This is a genomic window from Streptomyces sp. NPDC093600, from assembly GCF_044764755.1.
In the GTDB taxonomy this organism is placed as follows: Bacteria; Actinomycetota; Actinomycetes; order Streptomycetales; family Streptomycetaceae; genus Streptomyces.
On the sequence record NZ_JBIWIU010000004.1, the window covers coordinates 161,584 to 183,268 of the forward strand.

Sequence of the window (21,685 nt, forward strand, 5' to 3'; positions counted from 1 at the left end):
TGCGTTCGACCGGCTACGGGGTCACCGGTCGATCTTCCACGGCATGACGAAGCCGACTTTCCAGAGGTAGATCGCGACGAGCACGGCGACGATGACGAGGCCCACGGTCGTGAGGATGACGTTGCGACGGCGGACCTTGGGGTCGAGGGCGCGCTGGGCGGCCTCGGTCACCTTCCGCTTCGTCCAGCGGAGCACGAGCTGTGCCCAGACGAACTCGGTCGCCCAGATCGCCATACCGCCGAAGATCACCAGCCAGCCGGGGCCCGGCAGCGGCAGCATCACGATGCCGGTGCCGACCACGGCGAGTCCCACGATGAAGACGCCGACCTGCCAGCTCAGATGCAGGGTCCGGCGGGCCTTGATGAACTCCGGGGCCCGGGATCCCAGCTCCGGTTCCCCGTCGGCCGCGGGCTCCCCGGTGCGCTCGTCACTCTCCGCATTCATGGACTCCAACCTACCGGATTCACGACTCTCACCCGAATGGCCGTATTACCCATAGTCACCCAGGCCCATACGAGCTACCTGAACGATCACAAAACAGACAGAGGGGTTTACAACGGCACCGTAGGTGGCATGTCGATTTCGCCGACGTGCGAATCCCCGAGCGCACACTGAGCGAAAGGCCCTGGCGCTTATGAACACCACGGTCAGCTGCGAGCTGCACCTGCGCCTCGTTGTGTCGAGCGAGTCCTCACTGCCTGTACCAGCGGGCCTGCGGTATGACACGGCCGATCCGTATGCCGTGCACGCCACCTTCCACACCGGAGCCGAGGAGACGGTCGAATGGGTCTTCGCCCGCGACCTTCTCGCCGAGGGGCTGCACCGGCCCACCGGCACCGGCGACGTCCGAGTCTGGCCGTCCCGCAGTCACGGTCAGGGCGTCGTCTGCATCGCGTTGAGCTCTCCCGAGGGCGAAGCCCTGCTCGAGGCCCCGGCGAGGGCCCTGGAGTCGTTCCTGAAGCGGACCGACGCCGCCGTGCCACCGGGCACCGAGCACCGGCACTTCGACCTCGACACGGAGCTCTCCCACATCCTGGCCGACAGCTGAGCCAGCCCGAGAGCCGCACGGCGCCGTCCGACTCGGGGCGACGGCGCCGCGCGGACAACCCCATACGGCCGACATCGGCGTCCTCACCGCGTATCCGGCGCGGCGAGGGCGCCGATGCCCTTTTCCCGGCTCGCGCCGGCCGGTCACGGCACGGTTTCGGCCCCCTTCCGGCCCGCTTTCGGACCCCTCCCGGCCGCTCGCGACCGAGCCGCTAGAGTCAGCGCAATTCCGCGGGCACCCGCCCGCAGCCGGCCAGGGAGCGAATCGTGCTGATCCCCCACGACACCCGGATCGCCCTCGACACCGTCGTCGATCTGATGAACACCGCCCCGCAGGGCGACCGTGACGACGAACTCCAGGACCTCCAGGCGCTGCACGCCTTCGTACGGGCCCACGACATCAGCGACGTGGGGGAGCTCGGCGCGCACGACCTCAAGGCCGTGCGGGAGCTGCGCGGCAGGTTCGCGGCCGTCTTCGCCGCGCCGGACGCCCGGATCGCGGCCACGCTCATCAACCAGCTGGTGGCCGCGGCGGGCACCACTCCGCAGCTCACCGACCACGACGGCTACGACTGGCACGTGCACTACTTCGCGCCGGGCGCCTCGATCGCCCACCATCTCGGCGCGGACTGCGGCATGGCGCTGGCGTTCATCGTCGTCGCGGGCGAACAGGAGCGGCTGCGGCGCTGCGAGGCACCCGACTGCGGCCGGGCCTTCGTCGACCTCTCCCGCAACCGCTCCCGCCGCTACTGCGACAGCCGCACCTGCGGTAACCGGCTGCACGTCGCGGCGTACCGGGCGCGCCGCAAGGAAGCGGCCGGCTGAGCCGCCGCCGGCCGTCCGCTCACAGCAGGAACAGGTCGTGCACGGCGGCCATCAGGATCAGGCAGCCGATCACCGCGAGGAAGATCATCAGCGGCGGCTGGGAGAGCGCGAACAGACAGCCGCGCGGCTCTTCGGTGGGGGCGGGGGCATGATCCCGCGAGGTCTCGAGCATGTCGGGGTGATCATGGCGTAGTCCCCGGCCGGGACCGCCCGCAACACGCCCCTCGCCGAGGCCGGTTCATCCCATTCCGTGGACGTGCCCCAGGCCGGGGGCCGGGGTCAGATCCCGTGCTTCTTCAAGATCGCCTCGATGTCGCTGAAGTCGTCCCCGCCCGTGGTGGCCCGCGACGTCGGGGGCGCGCCACGCTGCCCCCCGCCGAGCGAGGGAGCGGAGGCGGCGGGCGCGACGGCCTCACCCCGCCCCTCACCGACGGCCTCCTTACGGCCGGCTCTGCGCCGCTCGACGGCCCGGGTGGTCGTGAACAGCAGCCACGCCACGCCGAGCACACCGAACCCGACCCACGCCATGGGGCTGAAGGCCGTCCTGGCGAGCCACTCCACGGCGCCGGTCATCACCAGACCGACGGGCACGAGGGCGTACGCGGCGATTCTGGCCGCGGTGAGGAAGCGCTTGCGGTACGCCGTGATCGCGGCGATGCCCAAGCCTGCCGCGGACACCGCGGAACAGATGGTCTCGGCAAGCATGCGATCCTCCCGGCGCCGTGCGAAACGTCCCTTCCATCCTGCACCGGCGGGGCGGCCCGCGGCCATCTTCCGGGCGGACGTCAGGGAGATCTCCGGGTCGCCGGGGCGCGATCTCCTCCCCAGGTCCCGGTTGGGCGAGGCCGCACGGGCTGGAAGACTGCTCCCATGAGTGACTCCACCACCGCGTCCGCCTCCTCCCCCGTCGTCCTGGAGGCTTGGTTCGATCTTCAGTGCCCCGACTGCTTCCGCGCCCTCGACGACGTGCGCGCGCTGCGCGAGAAGTACGGCGAGCGCGTCGACGTACGGCTGCGGCACTTCCCGCTGGAGAAGCACAAGCACGCGTACGCCGCCGCCCAGGCCGCCGAGGAGGCGGCCGAGCAGGGCCAGGGCTGGCCGTACGCGGAGGCGCTGCTGGCCAGGACCGCGGAGCTCGGCGAGCGGGGCGAGCCCGTACTGCTGGAGGTGGCGCGCGAACTCGGTCTGGACGCGGAGGAGTTCGACACCGCGCTGATCGACGGCCGGCATCTGCTGGTCGTCGACGCCGACCAGGCGGAGGGCAAGGCGATCAAGGTCACCGGCACCCCCACCTATGTCGTCGCCGGGACGCGTCTCGACGGCGGCAAGAGCCAGGACGGCCTGCGCGAGCGCATCGAGGACATCGTCGACCGCCTCCTCACCGACGCCGGCGCGGACAGGTCCTAGAGGACGGGTCCTGGATGGCAGGTCCTAGAGCAGCGGCTTGTAGCTGTTGACGTGCGTGGTGCGGTAGCCCAGCGACTCGTAGAGGCGGAGCGCCGGGGTGTTGTCGGAGAAGACATGGAGTCCGAGCAGGCGCTCCCCGGCGTCGAGGGCGACGCGTTCGGCGAGCAGCATCAGCGCGCGGCCCAGGCCGCGGCCGCGATGGGCCTCGGCGACCTCGATGTCGTACACGTACGCCGCGTTCCGCCCGGGGCCCAGCTCGCGCCGTCCGGTCCACAGCCGCCCGGCGACCTGCCCGTCGCGCACCACCACATGGATCGCGACGCCGGGAGTGGCCAGGCCACGCGGCAGGTTCTCGCGGTGGCTCGCCTCGGCCTTGGCGCGTGCCCGGTCCTCCGGTACGCCGCGCTCGATCCAGCTCCGCGCGAAGTCCTCCTTGGCCTTCGCCTCCCACGGCACGTACTCCGCCTCGGTCATGGGGCGGATCTCGACGTCCGGCGGGAGCGCGGGGGGCTCCCCCGGCAGCTCCTTGTCCATGTTGCGGCTGCGTTCGACGTAGCCGAGGGCCGTGGCCATCCGCAGCGCCGCCTCGGCGCCGGCGGGGACGGAGATCCGGATGTCGCGGCAGCCCCAGCCGCGGAGCACCTCCTCGGCGGCGAGCGCGGCGACGGTGCCCCGGCCGCGGCGGCGGTCCCTCTCGTCGATGTTCAGATCCTCGATCACACCGGACGCGGCGCCGAAGCCGCGTGCGGTGGTGAGGTGGACCGAGCCGACGCGACGGCTGTTCACGCACACGTCGTAGGTGCGTGAACGGCCGCCGTCGGGGGTCTGCTGGAGCGGCCCGGCCGGCCGCAGGGTGGTGGTCATCAGGGGTGTTGTACCCACCTGACGGCCACCCGTCATCCGTTTTTACGCGAGGCCCGGGTCCCGGTCAGCGGCCGCCCGCTCGTCGAAGACCCGCATCGCCTTGGCGGTGACGGGACCGGGCGCGCCGGGCAGCTCGCGTCCGTCGACGCGGTGGACGGCCTGGATGTCGCGGAGGGTCGAGGTCAGGAAGATCTCCTCGGCGCTGTCCAGGACGTCCAGCGGGAGGTCGGTCTCCTCGGCGCCGGTCCACTCCACGGCGAGGGCGCGGGTGATGCCCGCGAGGCAGCCGGAGGAGACAGGCGGGGTGTGGATCCGGCCGTCGAGCACGACGAAGACGTTGGAGCCGGTGCCCTCGCAGAGCCGCCCGACGGTGTTGGCGAACAGCGCCTCGGAGGCGCCCTGTTCGCGCGCCCTGGCCAGCGCGACGACGTTCTCGGCGTACGAGGTGGTCTTCAGGCCGGTGAGCGCGGAGCGCTCGTTGCGGGTCCAGGGGACGGTGACGACGGCGGTGGCGTCGGGGCGGCGGCCGGTCTCGCCGAGCGCGACCACGAGTCCGGTGCCGGCGTCGCCGCGCTCGGAGCCGAGCGGGGAGATTCCGCCGGTGTAGGTGATGCGGAGCCGGCCGAGCTCCATCGGGTTGGCCTCCAGGACGGCGGCGCAGGCGCGCCGGATCTCGTCGAGGTCGGGGTCGGGCAGGCCCAGGCCGCGCGCGGAGCGGGTGAGGCGCTCCAGGTGCAGGGTGAGCGCGAAGGTCTCGCCGCGCTCCGCCTTGACCGTTTCGAAGACGCCGTCGCCGACGGTCAGGCCGTGGTCCAGTACGGACACCCGGGCTTCCGCCGCGTCGTACAGTCCGCCGTTGACCCAGAGTTTCATCGAGAAATGGCCTTTCCGCTCGCCTCGTACGTGCCCGACGCTACCGCCAGCAGGCGGGACGCCTTCAATTCGGTCTCCGCCCACTCGCGCTCGGGGTCGGAGCCCCAGGTGATGCCCGCGCCGGTGCCGAAGCGGAGCACGCCGTCGGCGCGGTCGATCCAGAAGGTGCGTATCCCGACGGCGAGCTCGGCGGTGCGGCGGTCGGCGTCGACCCAGCCGACGCCGCCGCAGTACGGGCCGCGTGGGGCGGTCTCCAGGGCCGCGATGATCCGCAGGGCGCTGGACTTGGGGGCGCCCGTGACGGACCCGGGCGGGAAGGTGGCGTCGAGCAGCTCCGACCAGCCCGCCGCCGCGTCGAGCTCACCGCGGACGGTGGAGACGAGGTGGACCAGGCCCGGGTGTGGCTCGACGGCGCAGAGCTCGGGGACGCTGACGGACCCGGTGGCGCAGACGCGGCCGAGGTCGTTCCGTACGAGGTCCACGATCATCACGTTCTCGGCGTGGTCCTTCTCCAGGAGGTCCTCGGCGGTCCGCCCGGTGCCCTTGATGGGGCCGGACTCGACGGCGCGGCCGTCGCGCCGCAGATAGAGCTCCGGGGACGCGGTGGCGATCTCGACGCCGTGGGCGGGGAGGCGAATCGTTCCGGCGTACGGAGCGGGGTTGCCGCGCGCGAGCAGTGCGGTGAGGGCGTCGACGTCGGCGGTCTCCGGCTCCGGAAGCGGGGCGGACATCACGCGGCAGAGATTGGCCTGGTAGACCTCGCCGCGCGCGATGTGCTCGCGGATCCGCCGGACGCCCGCGGTGTACGCGGCGCGGTCGAGCGAGGACGTCCAGTCACCGACGGCGGGGCCGCGCCAGGCTCCCGGCACCGGGGCGGGAACGGGGTCCGGCCGCACGTCACCGAAGCGGGCGCAGGTCAGACGGCCCTCGAAGTCCGCGGAGACGGCCCAGAAGCCGGCGGAGTCGAGGGCCTCGGGGTCATGGGTGACATCCCGCAGGTCGGTCGCGACGAGGCCGCCGAAGCGGGCCAGGGGAACGAGGTCGTGCACGGGTGCGAGTCTAGGGCGGGCGCGGGGGCGACGTCGGGGGCGTGCGTGGGGGCGCGCGATCGGGAGCGGGTGAGGGCGGGGAGCCACGTCGGGGACACGGGGAGTGAACGCGACGCGAACGCTTCCGGACCCCCGGCCGGGTGCGTGGGCAAGCGCGCAGCTCAGCACGCTGCGGAAACGCGTTTTTGTACTGGCCCGGGAATCCGCTAGAGTTCAACACGTCGCCGGGACGCGCAAGCGGATCGGAAACGACAAGCGGACGTGGCTCAGTTGGTAGAGCATCACCTTGCCAAGGTGAGGGTCGCGAGTTCGAATCTCGTCGTCCGCTCGATGTGGGGGATCTTCCCGAACCCCCGTCTCACTCCTGGTGGAGTGGCCGAGAGGCGAGGCAACGGCCTGCAAAGCCGTCTACACGGGTTCAAATCCCGTCTCCACCTCCAAGGACGATTAGCTCAGCGGGAGAGCGCTTCCCTGACACGGAAGAGGTCACTGGTTCAATCCCAGTATCGTCCACTGATCCGTAAGGATCTCGGTCCGCAAGGATCCCCGCGCGATTAGCTCAGCGGGAGAGCGCTTCCCTGACACGGAAGAGGTCACTGGTTCAATCCCAGTATCGCGCACGCAGTAAAACCCCTGGTCCTGTATGGTTCGGGACCGGCCCGCGCGATTAGCTCAGCGGGAGAGCGCTTCCCTGACACGGAAGAGGTCACTGGTTCAATCCCAGTATCGCGCACCACATGATGAAGCCCCCGGCGCCTCTGGCAGCCGGGGGCTTCTTCGTGTCCCTGGGGAGGGCCGGGCCTCGTCAGGAGGAGAAGAGCATCCGGCCGAAGCCGCGCTGGCGGTAGTGACCGCCGTGGTGGCCGCCGTGCGGGGCGCCCCAGGCGGGGGCCGCGGGGGCGGGCTGGGCCGGGTAGGCCGGCGGCGCCGGGGCGGGCGGGGCCTGCTGGACCCACTGGGACTCGAGCCGGGTCAGGGACTCCAGCTCGCCGTAGTCGAGGAATATCCCGCGGCAGCCGCTGCACTGCTCGATCTGGACGCCATTGCGGTTGTACGTGTGCATCGCTGCATGGCACTTGGGGCACTGCATGTCGGCTCAACTCCCTGCCGTTCGGATGATGCTTTCACTCTATGCGGACGCGGGCGGGGCCAACTCGGTTCGTCCGGCGCCTATTCGGGCACAGGTGTCGATCATCACTTCCTCGACCTCGTCGAGGGGGCGGTTCTCGGTGGCGGCCTTGGCGAGGGCGAGCGCGGCGGCCTGGACGGTCAGCGCGCGGGCAGGGAGGTCCAGCGCGGCCCAGGGGTCGTCGAAGGGGGCGGCCGGACCGCCTTCGGCCTGGTACGCGCCGAGGAACCGGGCCCAGACCTCCGGGGGGAGGATGCCCGCGGCGAACCAGGCGGCGGGGCGGGCCAGGTCCCAGGCGGGGTCGCCCACGCCGAGGTCGTCGACGTCGATGAGCAGCCAGCGTCCGTCGGGCGTGCCCGGTTCGCGCACCAGCTGGCCGAGGTGGAAGTCGCCGTGGCAGAGGAGGCCGGAAGGGGCGGCGGGCGCCTGCGGCACGGTGCTCCAGGCGCGCAGGACGGTGTCGACGGCGGAGCGGGGTGCGGCGTCCGCCCGGCACATCCGCTCGACGGCCAGGGCGGCCTTGGCGGGGGCGCGCATGGGCGGAAGGCCGGCGGGAGGCGCGGTCCGGTGCAGGCGGGCCAGGAGGCGGGCCGCGTCCTCCCAGGGGGCCGCGTCGGGGTCGCCCGGGTCGACGGGGGTGCCGTAGGGCCAGGCGGTGAGGGGGCGGCCCTCGATGGTGCGGCCGGGGTGGGCGAGGGGTGGGAGGAGGACGTCCCGGAGCCGGGCGTCCGCGGCCACCGCGATCCGCGCGCGATGATCCTCACCGCCGGTGCCGGGCGCGTGCGCCTTGAGGACGAGGCGGCCGTGCCGCACGACGGTGCCGTCCTCGCGGTCGGCGAGGACCGCGTGGGGGCAGGCGCAGCGAGTGGACTGCGCGTGGGCGGCTTCGCGCGCGAGGGAGCGCAGCAGGTCGAGATCGGGTGCGAGCACCTGGGGAGCGTACGCCGGGTCCGTACAGGTCCTGTCCGGAAGCCTCGCCGGATCCGCGGCGGGGAAAAGCGCGAGGGCCGGTCAGCTCCCCAGCTGACCGGCCACACGCTGCCGTCCGCCGTACCCCCGTCCCCACGGGGTTGTCGGCCGGATGTCCCGACCCGGGCCGCTCTCCCGGGTCCGGGGCGCCGCTCAGCGCCCCAGCATCACGCCCACGGACGACGCCTGAGTGACCACCGCGTCCCAGCCGCCGAAGACGACCACGAGCAGGGTCGCGAGAGGGAGGACCATGGCGGTCGCCACCAAGGGGTGACGCCGGCTCGAAGGGCGGGTGTTCATCCGCGGTGCCGTGTACGCCATGGGTCCTCTCCTGTCGTGTCTGACAGCGGCGGGTGTCTGACCTCGGGGGACGAGTGCTGCACCCGCCGCTTGCCTTCAACACTAGGGACCGGGCACCGCCGGGACGTCATGCCCGCGTACCGACTTCCGGGCCTCCCGGAGGATGACCCGCGGCCCCACGGCGTACTCCCCTGGGTGGAGAGGCCGCGTCCGGAGTGAGGGTCTTCCCGGAGGGGTGCGGGGGTGCGACCGGGGCGAGGGCCGGGCCTGGCATGGAACGTGGCGTTCGGACGGCCACGCCGGTACGCGTGACTTCGCTCACTTCCCGCACCCCTCACCGGGCCGCCGTGCCCACCCTCCAGGCCACCCCGCCGGCCACCTCCTCGCAGGTCCGTGCCGTGTCCCCCGCGTCCATGACCCTCTCCACGCGGTCGCCCGCCATCGGTCGAATCCCCCTGCCGCGCCGGGGCGTTGGCGAATCCGGCGGCCGGGGCCGGTGTCGGCGGGGCCGCCCTGACCAACCCTCAAGTGTCCTCCCCAGCACTGACAATCGATCCCTGCGCGAGGGCGCGGCCTATGAGCACACCGGGGCGCCAATACGTAAGCTGTGCCTCGTCGAACGGACGAGGGGACGGACATGGCGATGATGCGGCTCCGGCGCGAGGATCCGCGGATCGTCGGGTCGTTCCGCCTCCACCGGCGGCTCGGCGCCGGCGGGATGGGGGTCGTGTACCTGGGGTCCGACCGGCGTGGGCAGCGCGTCGCGCTGAAGGTGATCCGGCCGGACCTGGCCGAGGACCAGGAGTTCCGGTCGCGGTTCGCCCGCGAGGTCTCGGCGGCCCGGCGGATCCGGGGCGGCTGCACGGCCCGGCTGGTCGCCGCCGACCTGGAGGCCGACCGTCCCTGGTTCGCCACCCAGTACGTGCCCGGGCCCTCGCTGCACGACCGCGTCGCCGAGGAGGGCCCTCTGCCCGCCGCCGACGTGGCCGCGATCGGTGCCGCCCTTTCGGAGGGTCTGGTCGCCGTCCACGAGGCCGGGGTCGTGCACCGGGACCTCAAGCCGTCGAACATCCTGCTGTCCCCCAAGGGTCCCCGGATCATCGACTTCGGCATCGCCTGGGCCACCGGAGCCAGCACCCTGACCCATGTGGGCACGGCCGTCGGCTCCCCCGGGTTCCTCGCGCCCGAGCAGGTGCGCGGCGCCGCCGTCACCCCGGCCACGGACGTGTTCTCGCTCGGCGCCACCCTCGCGTACGCCGCGATGGCCGACTCACCGTTCGGGCACGGCAGTTCGGAGGTCATGCTCTACCGGGTGGTGCACGAGGAGCCGCAGCTGCACGGCGTACCGGACGCGCTCGCCCCGCTCGTACGGGCCTGTCTGGCGAAGGACCCGGAGGAACGTCCCAGCACGCTGCAGCTCTCGATGCGGCTCAAGGAGATCGCCGCTCGTGAGGCGCAGGGCCTTCCGGCCTCGCGCCCGCCGGCGCAGCGGGAGCGTACGGAGCAGACGACGGCGACGGGCGGGCGGCCGACGGAGCGGTACACCGAGCGCGGTACGCAGGGGCGTGGACAGGGCCCTGCCTCGCGGCCGTCCGGTCCCCGCACCGGCGGTTCACGTGCCTGGCAGTCCCGTCCGGACGGACGGCCCGTGTCTTCCCGGACCGGCGGCCGGACCACCTCGACCGGTCGCAGGCCCGCCAACCCGCGCCTGCTGCGCCAGCGCCTCTTCGTCTTCGTCGTGGTGACGCTGGTGGTGGCCCTGGGCATCGCGGCGGCCCAGGCCCTGCAGGGATAAGACAGGGGGCCGACTCGGGCGGTCGGTCAGCTCTCCGGGCGGCCGCTCGCCACGGCGTAGAAGGCGACGGCGGCGGCCGCGCCCACGTTGAGCGAGTCCACGCCGTGCGCCATCGGGATCCGGACCCACTCGTCGGCGGCGCGCAGGGCCTGCGCGGACAGGCCGTCGCCCTCGGCTCCGAGCATCAGCGCCGCCCGCTCCAGCCGGTGCGGGGCGGCGACGTCGATCGGGGTCGCCTTCTCGTCGGGGGTGAGCGCGAGCAGCTTGAAGCCCGCCTCCCTGACCGCCTCCAGGCCGCGGGGCCAGGTCTCCAGACGGGCGTACGGGACGGAGAAGACCGCGCCCATCGAGACCTTCACGGACCGGCGGTACAGCGGGTCCGCGCAGTCCGGTGAGAGCAGGACCGCGTCCATGCCGAGCGCGGCGGCGCTGCGGAAGATGGCCCCGATGTTGGTGTGGTCGTTGACCGACTCCATGACGGCGACGCGGCGGGCGGTGCTCAGGAGTTCCTCGGCCGTCGGCAGCGGCTTGCGCTGCATGGAGGCGAGGGCGCCGCGGTGCACGTGGTAGCCGGTGACCCGCTCGGCGAGGTCCGGCTGCACGGCGTACACGGGCGCCGGGACCTCGTCGATGACATCGCGCATGACGTCGACCCACTTGGCGGAGAGCAGCATCGACCGCATCTCGTAACCGGCCTGCCTGGCCCGGCGGATGACCTTCTCCCCCTCGGCGATGAACAGCCCCTCGGCCGGCTCGCGTCTGCGCCGCAGCTCGACGTCGGTCAGGCCGGTGTAGTCGCGCAGGCGCGGGTCGTCGGGGTCGTCGATGGTGATGAGTTCGGCCACGAGGTGATACTGCCTTGTCCGGGGTGCGGTGCCAATGTGGGGTGCGGGGTTCCGTTACCCCTGGTTACTTCACGAGGCTCGTGGCGTCACGAGGCTCGTCACTCGACGGGGATCGTCACTTCACGAGCTTGTCCGGGCCCTCGCCCACGACCGGGCCGATGACGATGACCGCGGGCGGGCGGACCTCCTCCGCCTCGACCGTCTCGGCGACCGTGGCCAGGGTCGCGTCCACCCGGCGCTGGGTGGCCGTGGTGCCCTCCTGGATCAGGGCGAGCGGCGTCTCGGGGTCCTTGCCGTGGGCGACGAGCGCCTCGGCGATCTTCCCGATCTTGTCCACGCCCATGAGGATCACCAGTGTGCCGGTGAGCTTGGCCAGCGACGCCCAGTCGACCAGGGATCGCGGGTCGTCCGGGGCGACATGGCCGCTGACGACGGTGAACTCGTGCGCCACACCGCGGTGGGTGACCGGGATGCCGGCCGCTCCGGGGACGGAGATCGAGCTGGAGATGCCGGGGACGACGGTGCACGCGATGCCCTCGGCGGCGAGGGCCTGGGCCTCCTCCATGCCGCGTCCGAAGACGAACGGGTCGCCGCCCTTGAGCCGCACGACCGACTTGCCGGCCTTGGCGTGCTCGATGAGCGCGTTGTTGATGGCCTCCTGGGCCATGAAACGGCCGTACGGGATCTTCGCCGCGTCGATCACCTCGACGTGCGGGGGCAGTTCGTCGAGCAGGTCGCGGGGGCCGAGGCGGTCGGCGATGACCACGTCGGCCTCGGCGAGCAGCCGGCGGCCGCGGACGGTGATCAGGTCGGGGTCGCCGGGTCCGCCGCCGACGAGAGCGACGAAGGAGGTACGGGAGCGGTGCTGCGGGGCCGCGATCGAACCGTCCCGCAGGCCCTCGACGATGGCGTCGCGCACGGCGGCGGAGCGGCGGGGGTCGTGGCCGGTGAGCACCGCCACGGTCACGCCCTCGCTGCGGCCGGTCGCCGGGGTCCAGGCGGTGGCCGCCTCGGCGTCGTCGGAGCGCACGCACCAGGTCTTGGTCCGCTCGGCCTCGGCGGAGGCGGCGGCGTTGGCGACGGGGTCGCTGGTGGCGACGAGCGCGTACCAGGCGTCGGCGATGTCCCCTTCCTCGTAACGGCGCTTGACCCAGGTGATCTCGCCGGCCTCCGCCATGGCCTCGACGGACGGGGTCGCGGACGGGGAGATCAGGGTCACGTCGGCGCCGGCGGCGATGAGGGCGGGGAGCCTGCGCTGGGCGACCTGGCCACCGCCGAAGACGACGACGCGGCGGCCGGAGAGGCGGAGCCCGACGGGGTAGGCGGGGTGCTCGGGGTGCTCGGCCATGGGTGTGCGGCTCCTCGGAGGGCGATGCGTGGGCGGGGCCGCTGCGGCGGTGAAGCGGCTGGTGGGGCGCGGTTTCTTCGACCTGGCCCCACGATATCGGTCACCGGCGGTGGGCGGCCTGTGACCCATGTCCCTCCGCGCTCGCGGGCGATCCGCCGGGGTCTCCCCCGGCGGATCGCCCACGTCGGCGGCAGGGGCGGCGAATCCGCGAACCGCCGCGCCGCCCCCGAGCCGGGACTACTTCTCCGTCACGCCCGCCGAGTCGAACGTCGCGACCTCGTGCATCGCGCGGGCCGCGCTCTGGACGATGGGGAGGGCCAGGAGCGCTCCCGTGCCCTCGCCGAGGCGCAGGTCGAGATCGACCAGGGGGCGCAGGCCCAGCTTGTTGAGGGCGGCCACATGGCCCGGCTCGGCGCTGCGGTGACCCGCGATGCAGGCGGCCAGGGACTCGGGGGCGATCGCCCGGGCCACCAGCGCCGCCGCGCCCGTGGAGACACCGTCGAGGACGACCGGGGTACGCAGCGACGCCGCGCCCAGGATCAGACCGACCAGCGCCGCGTGCTCCAGGCCGCCGAGCGCCGACAGGACACCGATGGGGTCCGCCGGGTCGGGCTGGTGGAGGTCGAGGGCGCGGCGGACCACGTCCACCTTCCGCGCGTGCATCTCGTCGTTGATGCCGGTGCCGCGGCCGGTGACCTCGACCGGGTCCACCCCGGTGTACACCGAGATCAGCGCCGCCGAGGCCGTCGTGTTGGCGATGCCCATCTCACCGGTCAGCAGCGCCTTGTTGCCCGCCGCCACCAGGTCGCGGGCGGTCTCGATGCCCACCTCGATCGCGGCGAGCACCTCCTCCCGCGTCATCGCCGGGCCGGTCGTGAAGTCGCCCGTACCGGCGCGGACCTTGCGGGGCAGCAGCCCCGGTGTGGCCGGCAGCTCGGAGGCGACGCCGACGTCGATGACGCAGACCTCCGCGCCGACCTGGTTGGCGAAGGCGTTGCAGACCGCGCCGCCGCCGAGGAAGTTCGCGACCATCTGGCCGGTGACCTCCTGCGGCCAGGCGGTGACGCCCTGGGCGTGCACGCCGTGGTCGCCCGCGAAGATCGCGACGGCCGCGGGCTCCGGGATCGGCGGCGGGCACATCCGGGACAGCCCGGAGAGCTGTGCGGAGATGATCTCCAGCATGCCGAGCGCCCCGGCGGGCTTCGTCATCCGCTTCTGCCGCTCCCACGCCTCGCCGAGCGCCTTCGCGTCCAGCGGACGGATGTTGGAGACGGTCTCCTGGAGCAGGTCGTGCGGCTCCTCGCCGGGCAGGGCGCGGCGGCCGTACGTCTCCTCGTGGACGACCCAGGACAGCGGGCGGCGCTTGGACCAGCCCGCCTGCATCAGCTCGGGCTCCTCCGGGAACTCGTCGACGTACCCCACGCAGAGGTACGCGACGACTTCGAGGTGCTCGGGCAGGCCGAGGGCGCGGACCATCTCGCGCTCGTCGAAGAAGCTGACCCAGCCGACGCCGAGGCCCTCGGCGCGGGCGGCGAGCCAGAGGTTCTCGACGGCGAGCGCCGAGGAGTACGGCGCCATCTGCGGCTGGGTGAAGCGGCCCAGCGTGTGCCGTCCGCCGCGGGTGGGGTCGGCGGTGACGACGATGTTGACCGGGGTGTCGAGGATGGCCTCGATCTTCAGTTCCTTGAACTGCTTCGCCCGGGCCTTCGGAAGCGACTGGGCGTACGCCTCGCGCTGGCGCTGGGCGAGCTCGTGCATGCTCCGGCGGGTCTCGGCGGAGCGGATGACGACGAAGTCCCAGGGCTGCGAGTGGCCGACGCTGGGGGCCGTGTGGGCGGCCTCCAGGACCCGGAGCAGCACCTCGTGCGGGATCGGGTCGGAACGGAAACCGTTGCGGATGTCCCGGCGCTCGCGCATGACGCGCAGCACGGCCTCGCGCTCGGCGTCGGCGTAGCCGGGGGCCGGGGCGGGGGTGGCCTGGGCCTCGTCCGCGGGTTCGGCGTCGGGGAGGGGCTCGGCGACGACGTCGGCGTCGGCGATGGCGTCGGCTGCGGGCTCGGCGTCGGGGACGGGTTCGGCGGCCGGTGCGGGCTCCGCGGCGGATTCGGCTGCCGGTGCGGCCTCGGGTGCGGGCTCTGCCACGACCTCAGCCTCGGCAGGCGCGGGCTCGGGCTCGGCCTCGTCGGCGGCAAGCTCGGCCTGGGGCTCGGCGGCCTCGGGCTCGGGCTGGGCCTCGGCTACCGGCTCGGGTGCGGGCTCCGGCTCGGGCTGCTCCGCCTCCGCCTGCACCTCCGCCTCGATCTCGGGCTGGGGCTCGGGCTGGGGCTCGGGCTCGACGACCGGTTCGGCCACGGCCTCGGGCTGGGGCTCGGGCTCGACGACCGGTTCGGCCACGGCCTCGGGCTGGGCCTCCGCGACAGCCTCGGGCTGTTCCTCCGCCGGCTGGGCTACGGTCTCGGCCTCGACGGCCTCCTCCGCCGCCGGGAGCTCCTCGACCACAGCCTCGACCACAGGCTCGGGCTCGACGACAGGCTCGGGCTGGGCTTCGACCTCGGCCGGCGCCTCGGCCTCCGGCTCGGCCGCCGCCTCCGCCGCGGGCTCCCCCTCCCGTGGTGCGGGAACCGTCGCCACCGGTGCCTCGGGCTCGGCCACGGGCTGGGACTGCTCCGCCTCGGCCACCGGCGTCGGCGCCAGGTGCGGGGTCGTCGGAACGGTGCCCTCGACCTGGACGAACTGGCCGACCGTTTCTGCGGGCGCCTGCGGCGTCTGGGGCGCGACGGACTGCGGGGGTTGCGGGTCCCACGGCACGGCGCCCTGCGGCGCGGCGTCGCCGAACTGGGTACCGCCCGACGGAGCGGACCGCGGGTCCTGCGGGACGTCGAGGTACTCGGGGCCGGTCGTCGGCGGGCCCTGCACCGGGGCCGGCATCGGAGCCGGCGTCGCCGCCACGGCGGCCGGAGCGGGCTCGGGAGCCGGAGCCGGAGCCGGAGCCGGTACGGGTGCGGCGGCCGGCGCCCCGGCCGGGCCGCGGTCGGCCAGCGAGCGCACCACTCCCCCGGAGTTGTCCGGCACGGGCGGGCCCATGTGGAGCGGGCGGCGCGCCGGAGGCGCGGTGGGAGCGGCGGCGGGCGGCGGCATGCGGACGCCGCTGAGGTCGACGGAGCCGGAGTCGCGGCCGGCCGCCTCGTGGGCACCGGTGTCGAGGACACCGGGTTCGTAGCCGTGGTGGGTGACGACCTGCTCCTGCGGCACGGTCTCCACGCCGTGCGCGGGGGTGGAGACCGCCTGGGCCGTGTCCGGGACACCATGGGCCGGAGTCGCGTAGCCTTCCGGGTTCGCCGGAACGCCGTGCGCGGGGGTGGAGACCGCCTGGGCCGCGTCCGGGAGACCGTGCGCCGGAGTCGCGTAGCCCTCCGCGCCCGCCGGAACGCCCTGCGCGGGGAACTGCCCGGGGGCCTCCTCCGTCGGCACGCCGTGCGGCGGGGTGGAGGGGGGCGTCTGTACGGCCTGCTGGGCGTGCGGGACCTGGCCCATCGGGGTCTGGGCGGCGAGTGCGTCGGCGAGCGGTCCGGCCAGGGGGTCCGTGAGCGGGTTCACCGTCGGGTGCTGCCCCGAAGCCTGGCCCGGCACGGCCGGCTGCGCCGCGGCGGGGGGCGCCACGGCGACGGGCGCCGCCGGGGCCACGCCCGGCGGGTGCTCGCTCCACGCGCCCTGCGCGCCCGGCATGAGCAGCAGGTCGTCTTCCTCGGCTGCGTTCTCGGAGGGGTCCAGGAAGGTGTACGCGCCCGGAGCGAGGATGCCCGGCTGCTCGACCATGCCTGCGTTCTCCGGCAGCCCCTCGCCCGGGACCTGGCCGGTGTCCGTCATGCGTACCCCTCGCCCATCGCTTGTGCTCCTTCAGACCTTCACCCGTCAACAACAACGAGCGTGCGCGCCGCGCGGCACGAACGACGCGCGGACACCCAAGCATTGTCGCGGCCTTCGGCCATCGTGGCAGGCAGATCCGCCACGGTGCGCTGTGGACTGCGCCACGTCGCGCGTCCCCCAGGTTGCTCCGTACCACATCAGCGACCCAAAGAAGCCACTTCGTCCGGACATTGGCGAACATAGCGCCGAACGTACCGGTGCGGTACAACAATCGGCCAGCCTACCTCGCCCGCCGAGAGCACTGGATCACGGGGCGCGATCGATCCTGCGCCCGGAGAGCAGGAAGACGACGGAGCGCTCGCGTTCCGTCCAGTCGGCGGGGTCGAGGCCGACGCTCTGCAGCAGGGCGCACTCGACGGTGTAGCCGCCGTCGGCGAGGGCCGCGCCGAGGGCCTCGGCCTCGTCGCGGGTGGAGGCGTGGGTGACGATCCGTTCGGGCCTGCGGTCGGTGCAGGCGGTGACGACGGGCACCCCGCCGCCTCCGATCCGTACGACGTCGGGTTCGGGAAGCCGTTCCAGTACGTGCGGGGCGCGGCCGGCTACGACGTGCAGCTGGACGCCGGAGCGGCGGGCGGCGGCCTCGGCGCGGGCACAGGCGGCGGGGTCGGCGTCCACCGCGATGACGGCGGCGCCGAAGCGGGCGGCCTCGACAGAGAGCGCTCCGGCGCCGCAGCCGATGTCCCAGACGAGGTCGCCGACGCGCGGGCCGAGGCGGGCGAGTTGGGCGGCGCGGAGGGTGGGGGTGGCTCCGCTTCCCTCGCGGTGCTCCACGTGCCCCTCGTGCTCCTCTGCGGGCAGGGCCCAGCCCCGTACGGCCGGGGTCTCGTGGCCCATGAGCCAGCCGCCGCCCCGGCCGTTGGAGGAGCCGCCGATGACGATGACGACGTTGGGGTCGCGCCAGGCGTGGTCGGCGGCCCTGTCGGAGGTGAGGACGGTGACCTGTTCGCGGTCGGTGCCGAGTTCCTCGCAGATGACGAAGGTGCGGTGGACGCCGTCGAGGAGGAGGGCGAGCTCGGCCGGGCCGGCGCCGGGTGAGGTGAGGACGGCGACCTTGGGGTGGGCGCGGCAGATGTTGACGGCGCGGCGCAGGGTGCGCTGGTGGGCGACGACGATCCGGGCGTCGTCCCAGGGCATGCCGGCGCGGGCGAAGGCGGCGGCGACGGAGGAGACGGCGGGGACGACCTCGACCTCCAGGCCGTGCTCCGGGGCGCGCAGGGTGCGGACGACGCCGAAGAAGCCGGGGTCGCCGTCGGCGAGGACGACGGCGGTGCCGCGGTGGCCGGCGATCCGGCGGGCGGCGAGGTCGACGCTGCCGAGGCGGATGCGTTCGGCGGCGGGCGGGACCTCGGGCAGAGCGAGATGGTGGGCCGCTCCGGCCACGAGGGTGGCGGCGGAGAGCGCGGACCGGGCCGCCGCGGTGAGGGGCGAGCCGTCCCAGCCGATCACCGTCACCCGGTCGGCCATCGTCGTCTCACTCCTGAGGTGTGTCGTTGGGGGGGCGGTGGGGTGTCGAGCGTACCCGGAGCCTGTCGGCCCGGAGATCAGCTCCAGTCGGCGTACGAGGAGTACCCGGCCTCGGTCATCTGGTCGTCGACGCCTTCGAGGTCCTCGGGGAGGAGGCCCCAGACGATGAAGTCGGTGCGCAGGTCGGTCCAGCCGCCGTCCTCGGTGCGGGTGCGGGCTATACAGGCGCCGCGCAGGACGCCCTCGCTGATGCAGCCGATCTTCTGGGCGACCTGCTGGGAGGCGGTGTTGTCGGCCGCGGTGCGCAGTTCGATGCGCTCGAAGCCCTGGTCGCCGAAGAGCCATTGGGCGGTGGCGAGCGCGGCCTCGGAGGCGTACCCCTCACCGCGGGCCCACGGGGCGACGATGTACGACAGTTCGGTGGAGCGGACGCGCCAGTTGGTCTTGGTCAGCTGGATGACGCCGACGAGGCGCTGGGTGAGGAACTCGGTGACGGCGAGGTCGATGCCGCGTCCGGCGGCGCGTTCGGCGGGGGCGTACTCGGTGATCCAGGTGTGCGCGGCCGCCTCGGTGAAGGGCTGGGGCACGGCGGTCCAGGCGGCGACCAGTTCGTCGTTCATCATCTCGGCGAGGGCCGGGGCGTCGGCCTCTTCGAGGGCGCGCAGCACCAACCGGTCCGTGCTGATGGAGATGTCCGGAAAGGTGGTAGTCATGCGCAGCTCCATGCCGAGGACCGTCCGAATCGACCGTGAACGCACAGCATGCAGCATGCAGCCGTCGGTGCGCATGGCCGGGTCCGGTGTGTGCGGGAGGCGGCGAAGGCCCCGCGCACCGGACGGGATGCGGGGGCCTTCGTCACAAGGACTGTACTGCGGGCCTTACTTGGCGACGGCGCCGAACGCCGGAACGACCGACCCGTTCTTGTACGTGTCCTCGATGTACTTCTTCACCTCGGGCGAGTTGAGGAGCGTGGCGAGCTTCCGCACGCGCGCGTCCTTCTCGTTGCCCTCCTTGACGGCGAGGAAGTTGGCGTAGGGGTTGCCGTCCGCCTTCTCCAGGGCCAGGGAGTCGGTGGCCGGGTTGAGCTTGGCCTCGATGGCGTAGTTGCCGTTGACGACCGCGGCGTCGACGTCGTTCAGGGCGCGGGGAACGGTGGCGGCCTCCAGCTCCTTGAACTCCAGGCCCTTCTTGTCGGTGATGTCGGAGAGCTTGCCGTTGGAGCCGACGCCGTCCTTCAGGGTGATCAGACCGTTGTCGGCGAGCAGCTTGAGCGCGCGGCCGCCGTTGGTGGTGTCGTTGGGGACGGCGATGGTCTGGCCGGCCTTGATGTCCTTGAGGGCCTTGACCTTCGTGGAGTAGAGGCCGAGCGGCTCCAGGTGGACGTTGACCACCGGGACGATGTCGGTGTTGTTCTTCTGGTTGAAGTCGTCCAGGTACGGCTTGTGCTGGAAGAAGTTGGCGTCGACCTGGCCGGACTGGGTGGCGGTGTTCGGCAGGACGTAGTCCGTGAACTCCTTCACCTCCAGCTTCAGGCCCGCCTTGGCGGCCAGCTCGTCCTTGACGAAGTTCAGGATGTCGGCGTGCGGCGTCGGGGACGCGGCGACGACCAGCGGCTTGTCGGCGGAGGCGGCCGAGTCCTTGCCGGAGGACGGGTCCGACGAGGTGCCGCAGGCGGTGAGGCCCAGGGCGAGCGCGGCGGTGGCGGCGATACCGGCGGTGAGCTTGATGTTGTTACGCACGAAAAGTGCCTCTTTCAGGTGGTGCGGTGGACGCCTGGACAACAAGTCCGGGCTCTTCTTCGGGAAACGAAGTCTGTGGGGGTTACGCGGTGCGTCCTCGGCGGGCGAGGAGGCGGACGGCCAGGTCGCCGATGAGCTGCACGATGGTCACGATCACGATCAGGACGACGACGGTGACCAGCATGAACTGGGTGTCGAAGCGCTGGTATCCGTAGGTGATGGCCTTGGAGCCGAGTCCTTCGCCGCCGACCGCGCCGGCCATCGCGGAGTAGCCGATGAGCACGATGACGGTGGTGGTGACGGCGGAGACGAGCGAGGGCAGCGACTGCGGCAGCAGCACCTTGCGGATGATCGTGGGCACGGAGCCGCCCATGGACTGAACGGCTTCGACGAGGCCGTGGTCGACCTCGCGGATCGCGGTCTCGACGAGGCGCGCGAAGAACGGGATGGCGCCGATGGCCAGCGGCACGATCATCGCGGTGGGGCCGATGAAGGTGCCGACGACGAACGTGGTGAAGGGGATGAGGGCGATGAGCAGGATGATGAACGGCAGCGAGCGGCCGATGTTCACGATCACGCCGACGACCTTGTTGACCACGGTGTTCTGCAACAGTCCGCCCTTGTCCGTGAGGACGAGGAGGATACCGAGCGGCAGTCCGCCGAGGATGGTGACGACGGTGGCCCACAGGACCATGTAGAGGGTGTCGACGGTGCCCTGCTCCAGTAGGGGCTGCATCTCGGACCAGGTCACTTGGCACCTTCCTTGGCCAGTACGGGCGCCGCCTCGGGCGCGGTCTCCTCGTCGACGACGTCGACCTGGAGGCCCTGCTCGCGCAGGAAGCCGACCGGGACGACGTTCTCCTCGTACCGTCCGGGGAGTTCGATCCGCATCCGGCCGATCTGCCGCCCGCCCACGGTGTCCATCGCCGCCCCGAGGATCGAGATGTCGACGTTGTACGTACGGGAGAGCTGGGAGATCACCGGCTGGGTGGCGGCCTCGCCGTGGAAGGTGACGTCGACGACCGTGCGGTCGGGGCCGCTGGGGGCGCCGCTCACCGGGAAGAGTTCGGCCGCGAGCTGGGAGCCGGGGGTGGCGAGGAGTTCGCCCACGGTGCCGGACTCGACGATCCGGCCCTTGCGCATCAGCGCGGCGGAGTCGCAGACCGTCTTGACGACGTCCATCTCGTGCGTGATGAGCAGGACGGTGAGGCCGAGCTGCCGGTTGAGATCGCGCAGCAGCTGGAGGATGGAGCGGGTGGTCTCGGGGTCGAGGGCGCTGGTCGCCTCGTCGGAGAGCAGCACCTTCGGCTCGCCGGCCAGGGCGCGGGCGATGCCGACGCGCTGCTTCTGGCCGCCGGAGAGCTGGCCGGGGTAGGCCTTGGCCTTGTCGGCGAGGCCGACGAGGTCGAGGAGTTCCAGGGCGCGGCGGGAGCGCTCGGCGCCGGAGACGCCGAGGATCTCGAGCGGCAGCTCGACGTTGTCCTTGACCGTGCGCGAGGACAGCAGGTTGAAGTGCTGGAAGACCATGCCGATGCTGCTGCGCGCCCGGCGCAGCTCCTTGCCGGCGCGGCGGCCGCTGGCGGCCAGCGCGGTGAGGTCGACGCCGTCGACGGTCACGGTGCCGGAGGTGGGGCGCTCCAGGAGGTTGACGCAGCGGATGAGCGAGGACTTGCCGGCGCCGCTCTGACCGATCACGCCGAACACCTCGCCCTCACGGACGTGGAGGTCGACACCGTCCAGAGCGGTGACCTCGCGGCCTCGCGACTCGTAGACCTTGGTCAGGCCCGAAGTGGTGATCACAGGGGTTTTCCGTCACTGTCGAGTGCGCGGCGCGGGGTCCGCCGGGCACGGGGCATTCGTCGTTCGGACAGTCAGGCGCGGATCGGCCGGTTCGGCGGGTGGCCGGGGGGCAGCTCGTCGCGCGGGGCAGGAGCGGTCCGGCGCCGGGTGGCGGTCGGATCGGCTCGGCCGTCGGGTCTCGCTTCGGGGCGCGAGGCGCGGGGCGGGGGCCCTCAGAAGGCGCACATTCGACACATACAACGAGCACCGGGCGTGCTGATCGCCTCGGTCGCAAGGGTGCGGCTGCTCGTCGTGGTCATGGCTG

General features: G+C 72.8%; 21 protein-coding genes and 5 tRNA genes. 9 read left to right on the top strand and 17 right to left on the bottom strand.

Annotation, left to right across the window (positions count from 1 at the left end):
- Positions 1 to 21: 21 nt before the first annotated feature.
- Positions 22 to 444: a TIGR02611 family protein gene (locus ACIRB4_RS13420; protein ID WP_403290753.1), complete on the bottom strand. Its 423-nt coding sequence runs from the start codon at positions 442 to 444 to the stop codon at positions 22 to 24.
- 190 nt (positions 445 to 634) lie between these two features.
- Here ACIRB4_RS13420 and ACIRB4_RS13425 point away from each other — a divergent pair, with 190 nt between their 5' ends.
- The gene (locus ACIRB4_RS13425) at positions 635 to 1,048 is read left to right on the top strand and encodes an SsgA family sporulation/cell division regulator (RefSeq protein WP_015032345.1); all 414 of its coding nucleotides are present in this window, start codon (positions 635 to 637) and stop codon (positions 1,046 to 1,048) included.
- A 266-nt stretch (positions 1,049 to 1,314) separates the two neighbouring features.
- Positions 1,315 to 1,872 (top strand): CGNR zinc finger domain-containing protein, encoded by a 558-nt coding sequence (locus ACIRB4_RS13430; RefSeq protein WP_403290756.1) that lies wholly within the window; start codon positions 1,315 to 1,317, stop codon positions 1,870 to 1,872.
- A gap of 19 nt (positions 1,873 to 1,891) precedes the next feature.
- Here ACIRB4_RS13430 and ACIRB4_RS13435 read toward each other — a convergent pair whose 3' ends face one another.
- Together ACIRB4_RS13435 and ACIRB4_RS13440 are read right to left on the bottom strand one after the other, a co-directional pair.
- On the bottom strand, positions 1,892 to 2,044 hold the full coding sequence (locus ACIRB4_RS13435) for a hypothetical protein (RefSeq protein WP_403290759.1): 153 nt from the start codon (positions 2,042 to 2,044) through the stop codon (positions 1,892 to 1,894).
- A gap of 107 nt (positions 2,045 to 2,151) precedes the next feature.
- Entirely contained in the window at positions 2,152 to 2,577 is a 426-nt protein-coding gene (locus tag ACIRB4_RS13440; RefSeq protein WP_403290761.1) for a hypothetical protein, read from the bottom strand.
- A 165-nt stretch (positions 2,578 to 2,742) separates the two neighbouring features.
- Here ACIRB4_RS13440 and ACIRB4_RS13445 point away from each other — a divergent pair, with 165 nt between their 5' ends.
- Entirely contained in the window at positions 2,743 to 3,279 is a 537-nt protein-coding gene (locus ACIRB4_RS13445; protein WP_403290764.1) for a DsbA family protein, read from the top strand.
- Between the two features lie 24 nt (positions 3,280 to 3,303).
- Here ACIRB4_RS13445 and ACIRB4_RS13450 read toward each other — a convergent pair whose 3' ends face one another.
- From ACIRB4_RS13450 to ACIRB4_RS13460, 3 genes are read right to left on the bottom strand one after another with little or no spacing between them, the layout of a single operon-like run.
- Complete coding sequence (locus tag ACIRB4_RS13450) at positions 3,304 to 4,143, bottom strand: GNAT family N-acetyltransferase (protein ID WP_403290767.1); 840 nt, start codon at positions 4,141 to 4,143, stop codon at positions 3,304 to 3,306.
- A 42-nt stretch (positions 4,144 to 4,185) separates the two neighbouring features.
- Positions 4,186 to 5,016, bottom strand: coding sequence for an aminotransferase class IV (locus ACIRB4_RS13455; protein ID WP_403290770.1), 831 nt, complete (start codon positions 5,014 to 5,016; stop codon positions 4,186 to 4,188).
- On the bottom strand, positions 5,013 to 6,065 hold the full coding sequence (locus tag ACIRB4_RS13460) for a chorismate-binding protein (RefSeq protein WP_403290773.1): 1,053 nt from the start codon (positions 6,063 to 6,065) through the stop codon (positions 5,013 to 5,015). Before ACIRB4_RS13460 ends, ACIRB4_RS13455 begins: the two co-directional genes overlap by 4 nt.
- Positions 6,066 to 6,320: 255 nt before the next feature.
- Here ACIRB4_RS13460 and ACIRB4_RS13465 point away from each other — a divergent pair.
- From ACIRB4_RS13465 to ACIRB4_RS13485, 5 genes are all read left to right on the top strand, one after another.
- A tRNA-Gly gene (locus ACIRB4_RS13465) sits at positions 6,321 to 6,393 on the top strand.
- Between the two features lie 38 nt (positions 6,394 to 6,431).
- Positions 6,432 to 6,505 (top strand) — tRNA-Cys (locus tag ACIRB4_RS13470).
- Between the two features lies 1 nt (position 6,506).
- A tRNA-Val gene (locus tag ACIRB4_RS13475) sits at positions 6,507 to 6,578 on the top strand.
- A gap of 35 nt (positions 6,579 to 6,613) precedes the next feature.
- A tRNA-Val gene (locus ACIRB4_RS13480) sits at positions 6,614 to 6,685 on the top strand.
- A gap of 41 nt (positions 6,686 to 6,726) precedes the next feature.
- Positions 6,727 to 6,801 (top strand) — tRNA-Val (locus ACIRB4_RS13485).
- 69 nt (positions 6,802 to 6,870) lie between these two features.
- Here ACIRB4_RS13485 and ACIRB4_RS13490 read toward each other — a convergent pair.
- The 3 genes from ACIRB4_RS13490 to ACIRB4_RS13500 form a co-directional block, all read right to left on the bottom strand.
- Positions 6,871 to 7,155 (bottom strand): zf-TFIIB domain-containing protein, encoded by a 285-nt coding sequence (locus ACIRB4_RS13490; protein WP_403290776.1) that lies wholly within the window; start codon positions 7,153 to 7,155, stop codon positions 6,871 to 6,873.
- A 39-nt stretch (positions 7,156 to 7,194) separates the two neighbouring features.
- Positions 7,195 to 8,124 (bottom strand): phosphotransferase, encoded by a 930-nt coding sequence (locus tag ACIRB4_RS13495; protein WP_403290779.1) that lies wholly within the window; start codon positions 8,122 to 8,124, stop codon positions 7,195 to 7,197.
- A 192-nt stretch (positions 8,125 to 8,316) separates the two neighbouring features.
- On the bottom strand, positions 8,317 to 8,484 hold the full coding sequence (locus ACIRB4_RS13500) for a hypothetical protein (RefSeq protein WP_403290781.1): 168 nt from the start codon (positions 8,482 to 8,484) through the stop codon (positions 8,317 to 8,319).
- A gap of 616 nt (positions 8,485 to 9,100) precedes the next feature.
- Between ACIRB4_RS13500 and ACIRB4_RS13505 the strand changes: the two genes are divergently transcribed.
- Positions 9,101 to 10,258 carry a serine/threonine-protein kinase gene (locus ACIRB4_RS13505; RefSeq protein ID WP_403290783.1) on the top strand — a complete coding sequence of 386 codons (1,158 nt, stop codon included), beginning with the start codon at positions 9,101 to 9,103 and terminating at the stop codon, positions 10,256 to 10,258.
- 26 nt (positions 10,259 to 10,284) lie between these two features.
- On the opposite strand, the gene ACIRB4_RS13510 is transcribed toward ACIRB4_RS13505, so the two are convergent.
- From ACIRB4_RS13510 to ACIRB4_RS13545, 8 genes are all read right to left on the bottom strand, one after another.
- Positions 10,285 to 11,103, bottom strand: a complete 819-nt coding sequence (locus ACIRB4_RS13510; protein WP_403290786.1) for a TrmH family RNA methyltransferase — start codon at positions 11,101 to 11,103, stop codon at positions 10,285 to 10,287.
- Positions 11,104 to 11,218: 115 nt separating this feature from the next.
- Positions 11,219 to 12,451 carry a uroporphyrinogen-III C-methyltransferase gene (gene cobA / locus ACIRB4_RS13515; protein ID WP_403290788.1) on the bottom strand — a complete coding sequence of 411 codons (1,233 nt, stop codon included), beginning with the start codon at positions 12,449 to 12,451 and terminating at the stop codon, positions 11,219 to 11,221.
- 237 nt (positions 12,452 to 12,688) lie between these two features.
- Entirely contained in the window at positions 12,689 to 16,318 is a 3,630-nt protein-coding gene (gene cobT / locus ACIRB4_RS13520) for a nicotinate-nucleotide--dimethylbenzimidazole phosphoribosyltransferase (protein WP_403290790.1), read from the bottom strand.
- A gap of 306 nt (positions 16,319 to 16,624) precedes the next feature.
- Positions 16,625 to 17,842 (bottom strand): precorrin-6y C5,15-methyltransferase (decarboxylating) subunit CbiE, encoded by a 1,218-nt coding sequence (gene cbiE, locus ACIRB4_RS13525; RefSeq protein WP_403290793.1) that lies wholly within the window; start codon positions 17,840 to 17,842, stop codon positions 16,625 to 16,627.
- Positions 17,843 to 17,919: 77 nt separating this feature from the next.
- Positions 17,920 to 18,555 carry a GNAT family N-acetyltransferase gene (locus ACIRB4_RS13530; protein ID WP_403290796.1) on the bottom strand — a complete coding sequence of 212 codons (636 nt, stop codon included), beginning with the start codon at positions 18,553 to 18,555 and terminating at the stop codon, positions 17,920 to 17,922.
- A 165-nt stretch (positions 18,556 to 18,720) separates the two neighbouring features.
- Positions 18,721 to 19,581, bottom strand: a complete 861-nt coding sequence (locus tag ACIRB4_RS13535) for a MetQ/NlpA family ABC transporter substrate-binding protein (RefSeq protein WP_403290799.1) — start codon at positions 19,579 to 19,581, stop codon at positions 18,721 to 18,723.
- 82 nt (positions 19,582 to 19,663) lie between these two features.
- Entirely contained in the window at positions 19,664 to 20,332 is a 669-nt protein-coding gene (locus ACIRB4_RS13540) for a methionine ABC transporter permease (RefSeq protein WP_356895097.1), read from the bottom strand.
- Positions 20,329 to 21,381 (bottom strand): methionine ABC transporter ATP-binding protein, encoded by a 1,053-nt coding sequence (locus tag ACIRB4_RS13545; RefSeq protein ID WP_403290803.1) that lies wholly within the window; start codon positions 21,379 to 21,381, stop codon positions 20,329 to 20,331. Before ACIRB4_RS13545 ends, ACIRB4_RS13540 begins: the two co-directional genes overlap by 4 nt.
- Between the last annotated feature and the right edge of the window lie 304 nt (positions 21,382 to 21,685).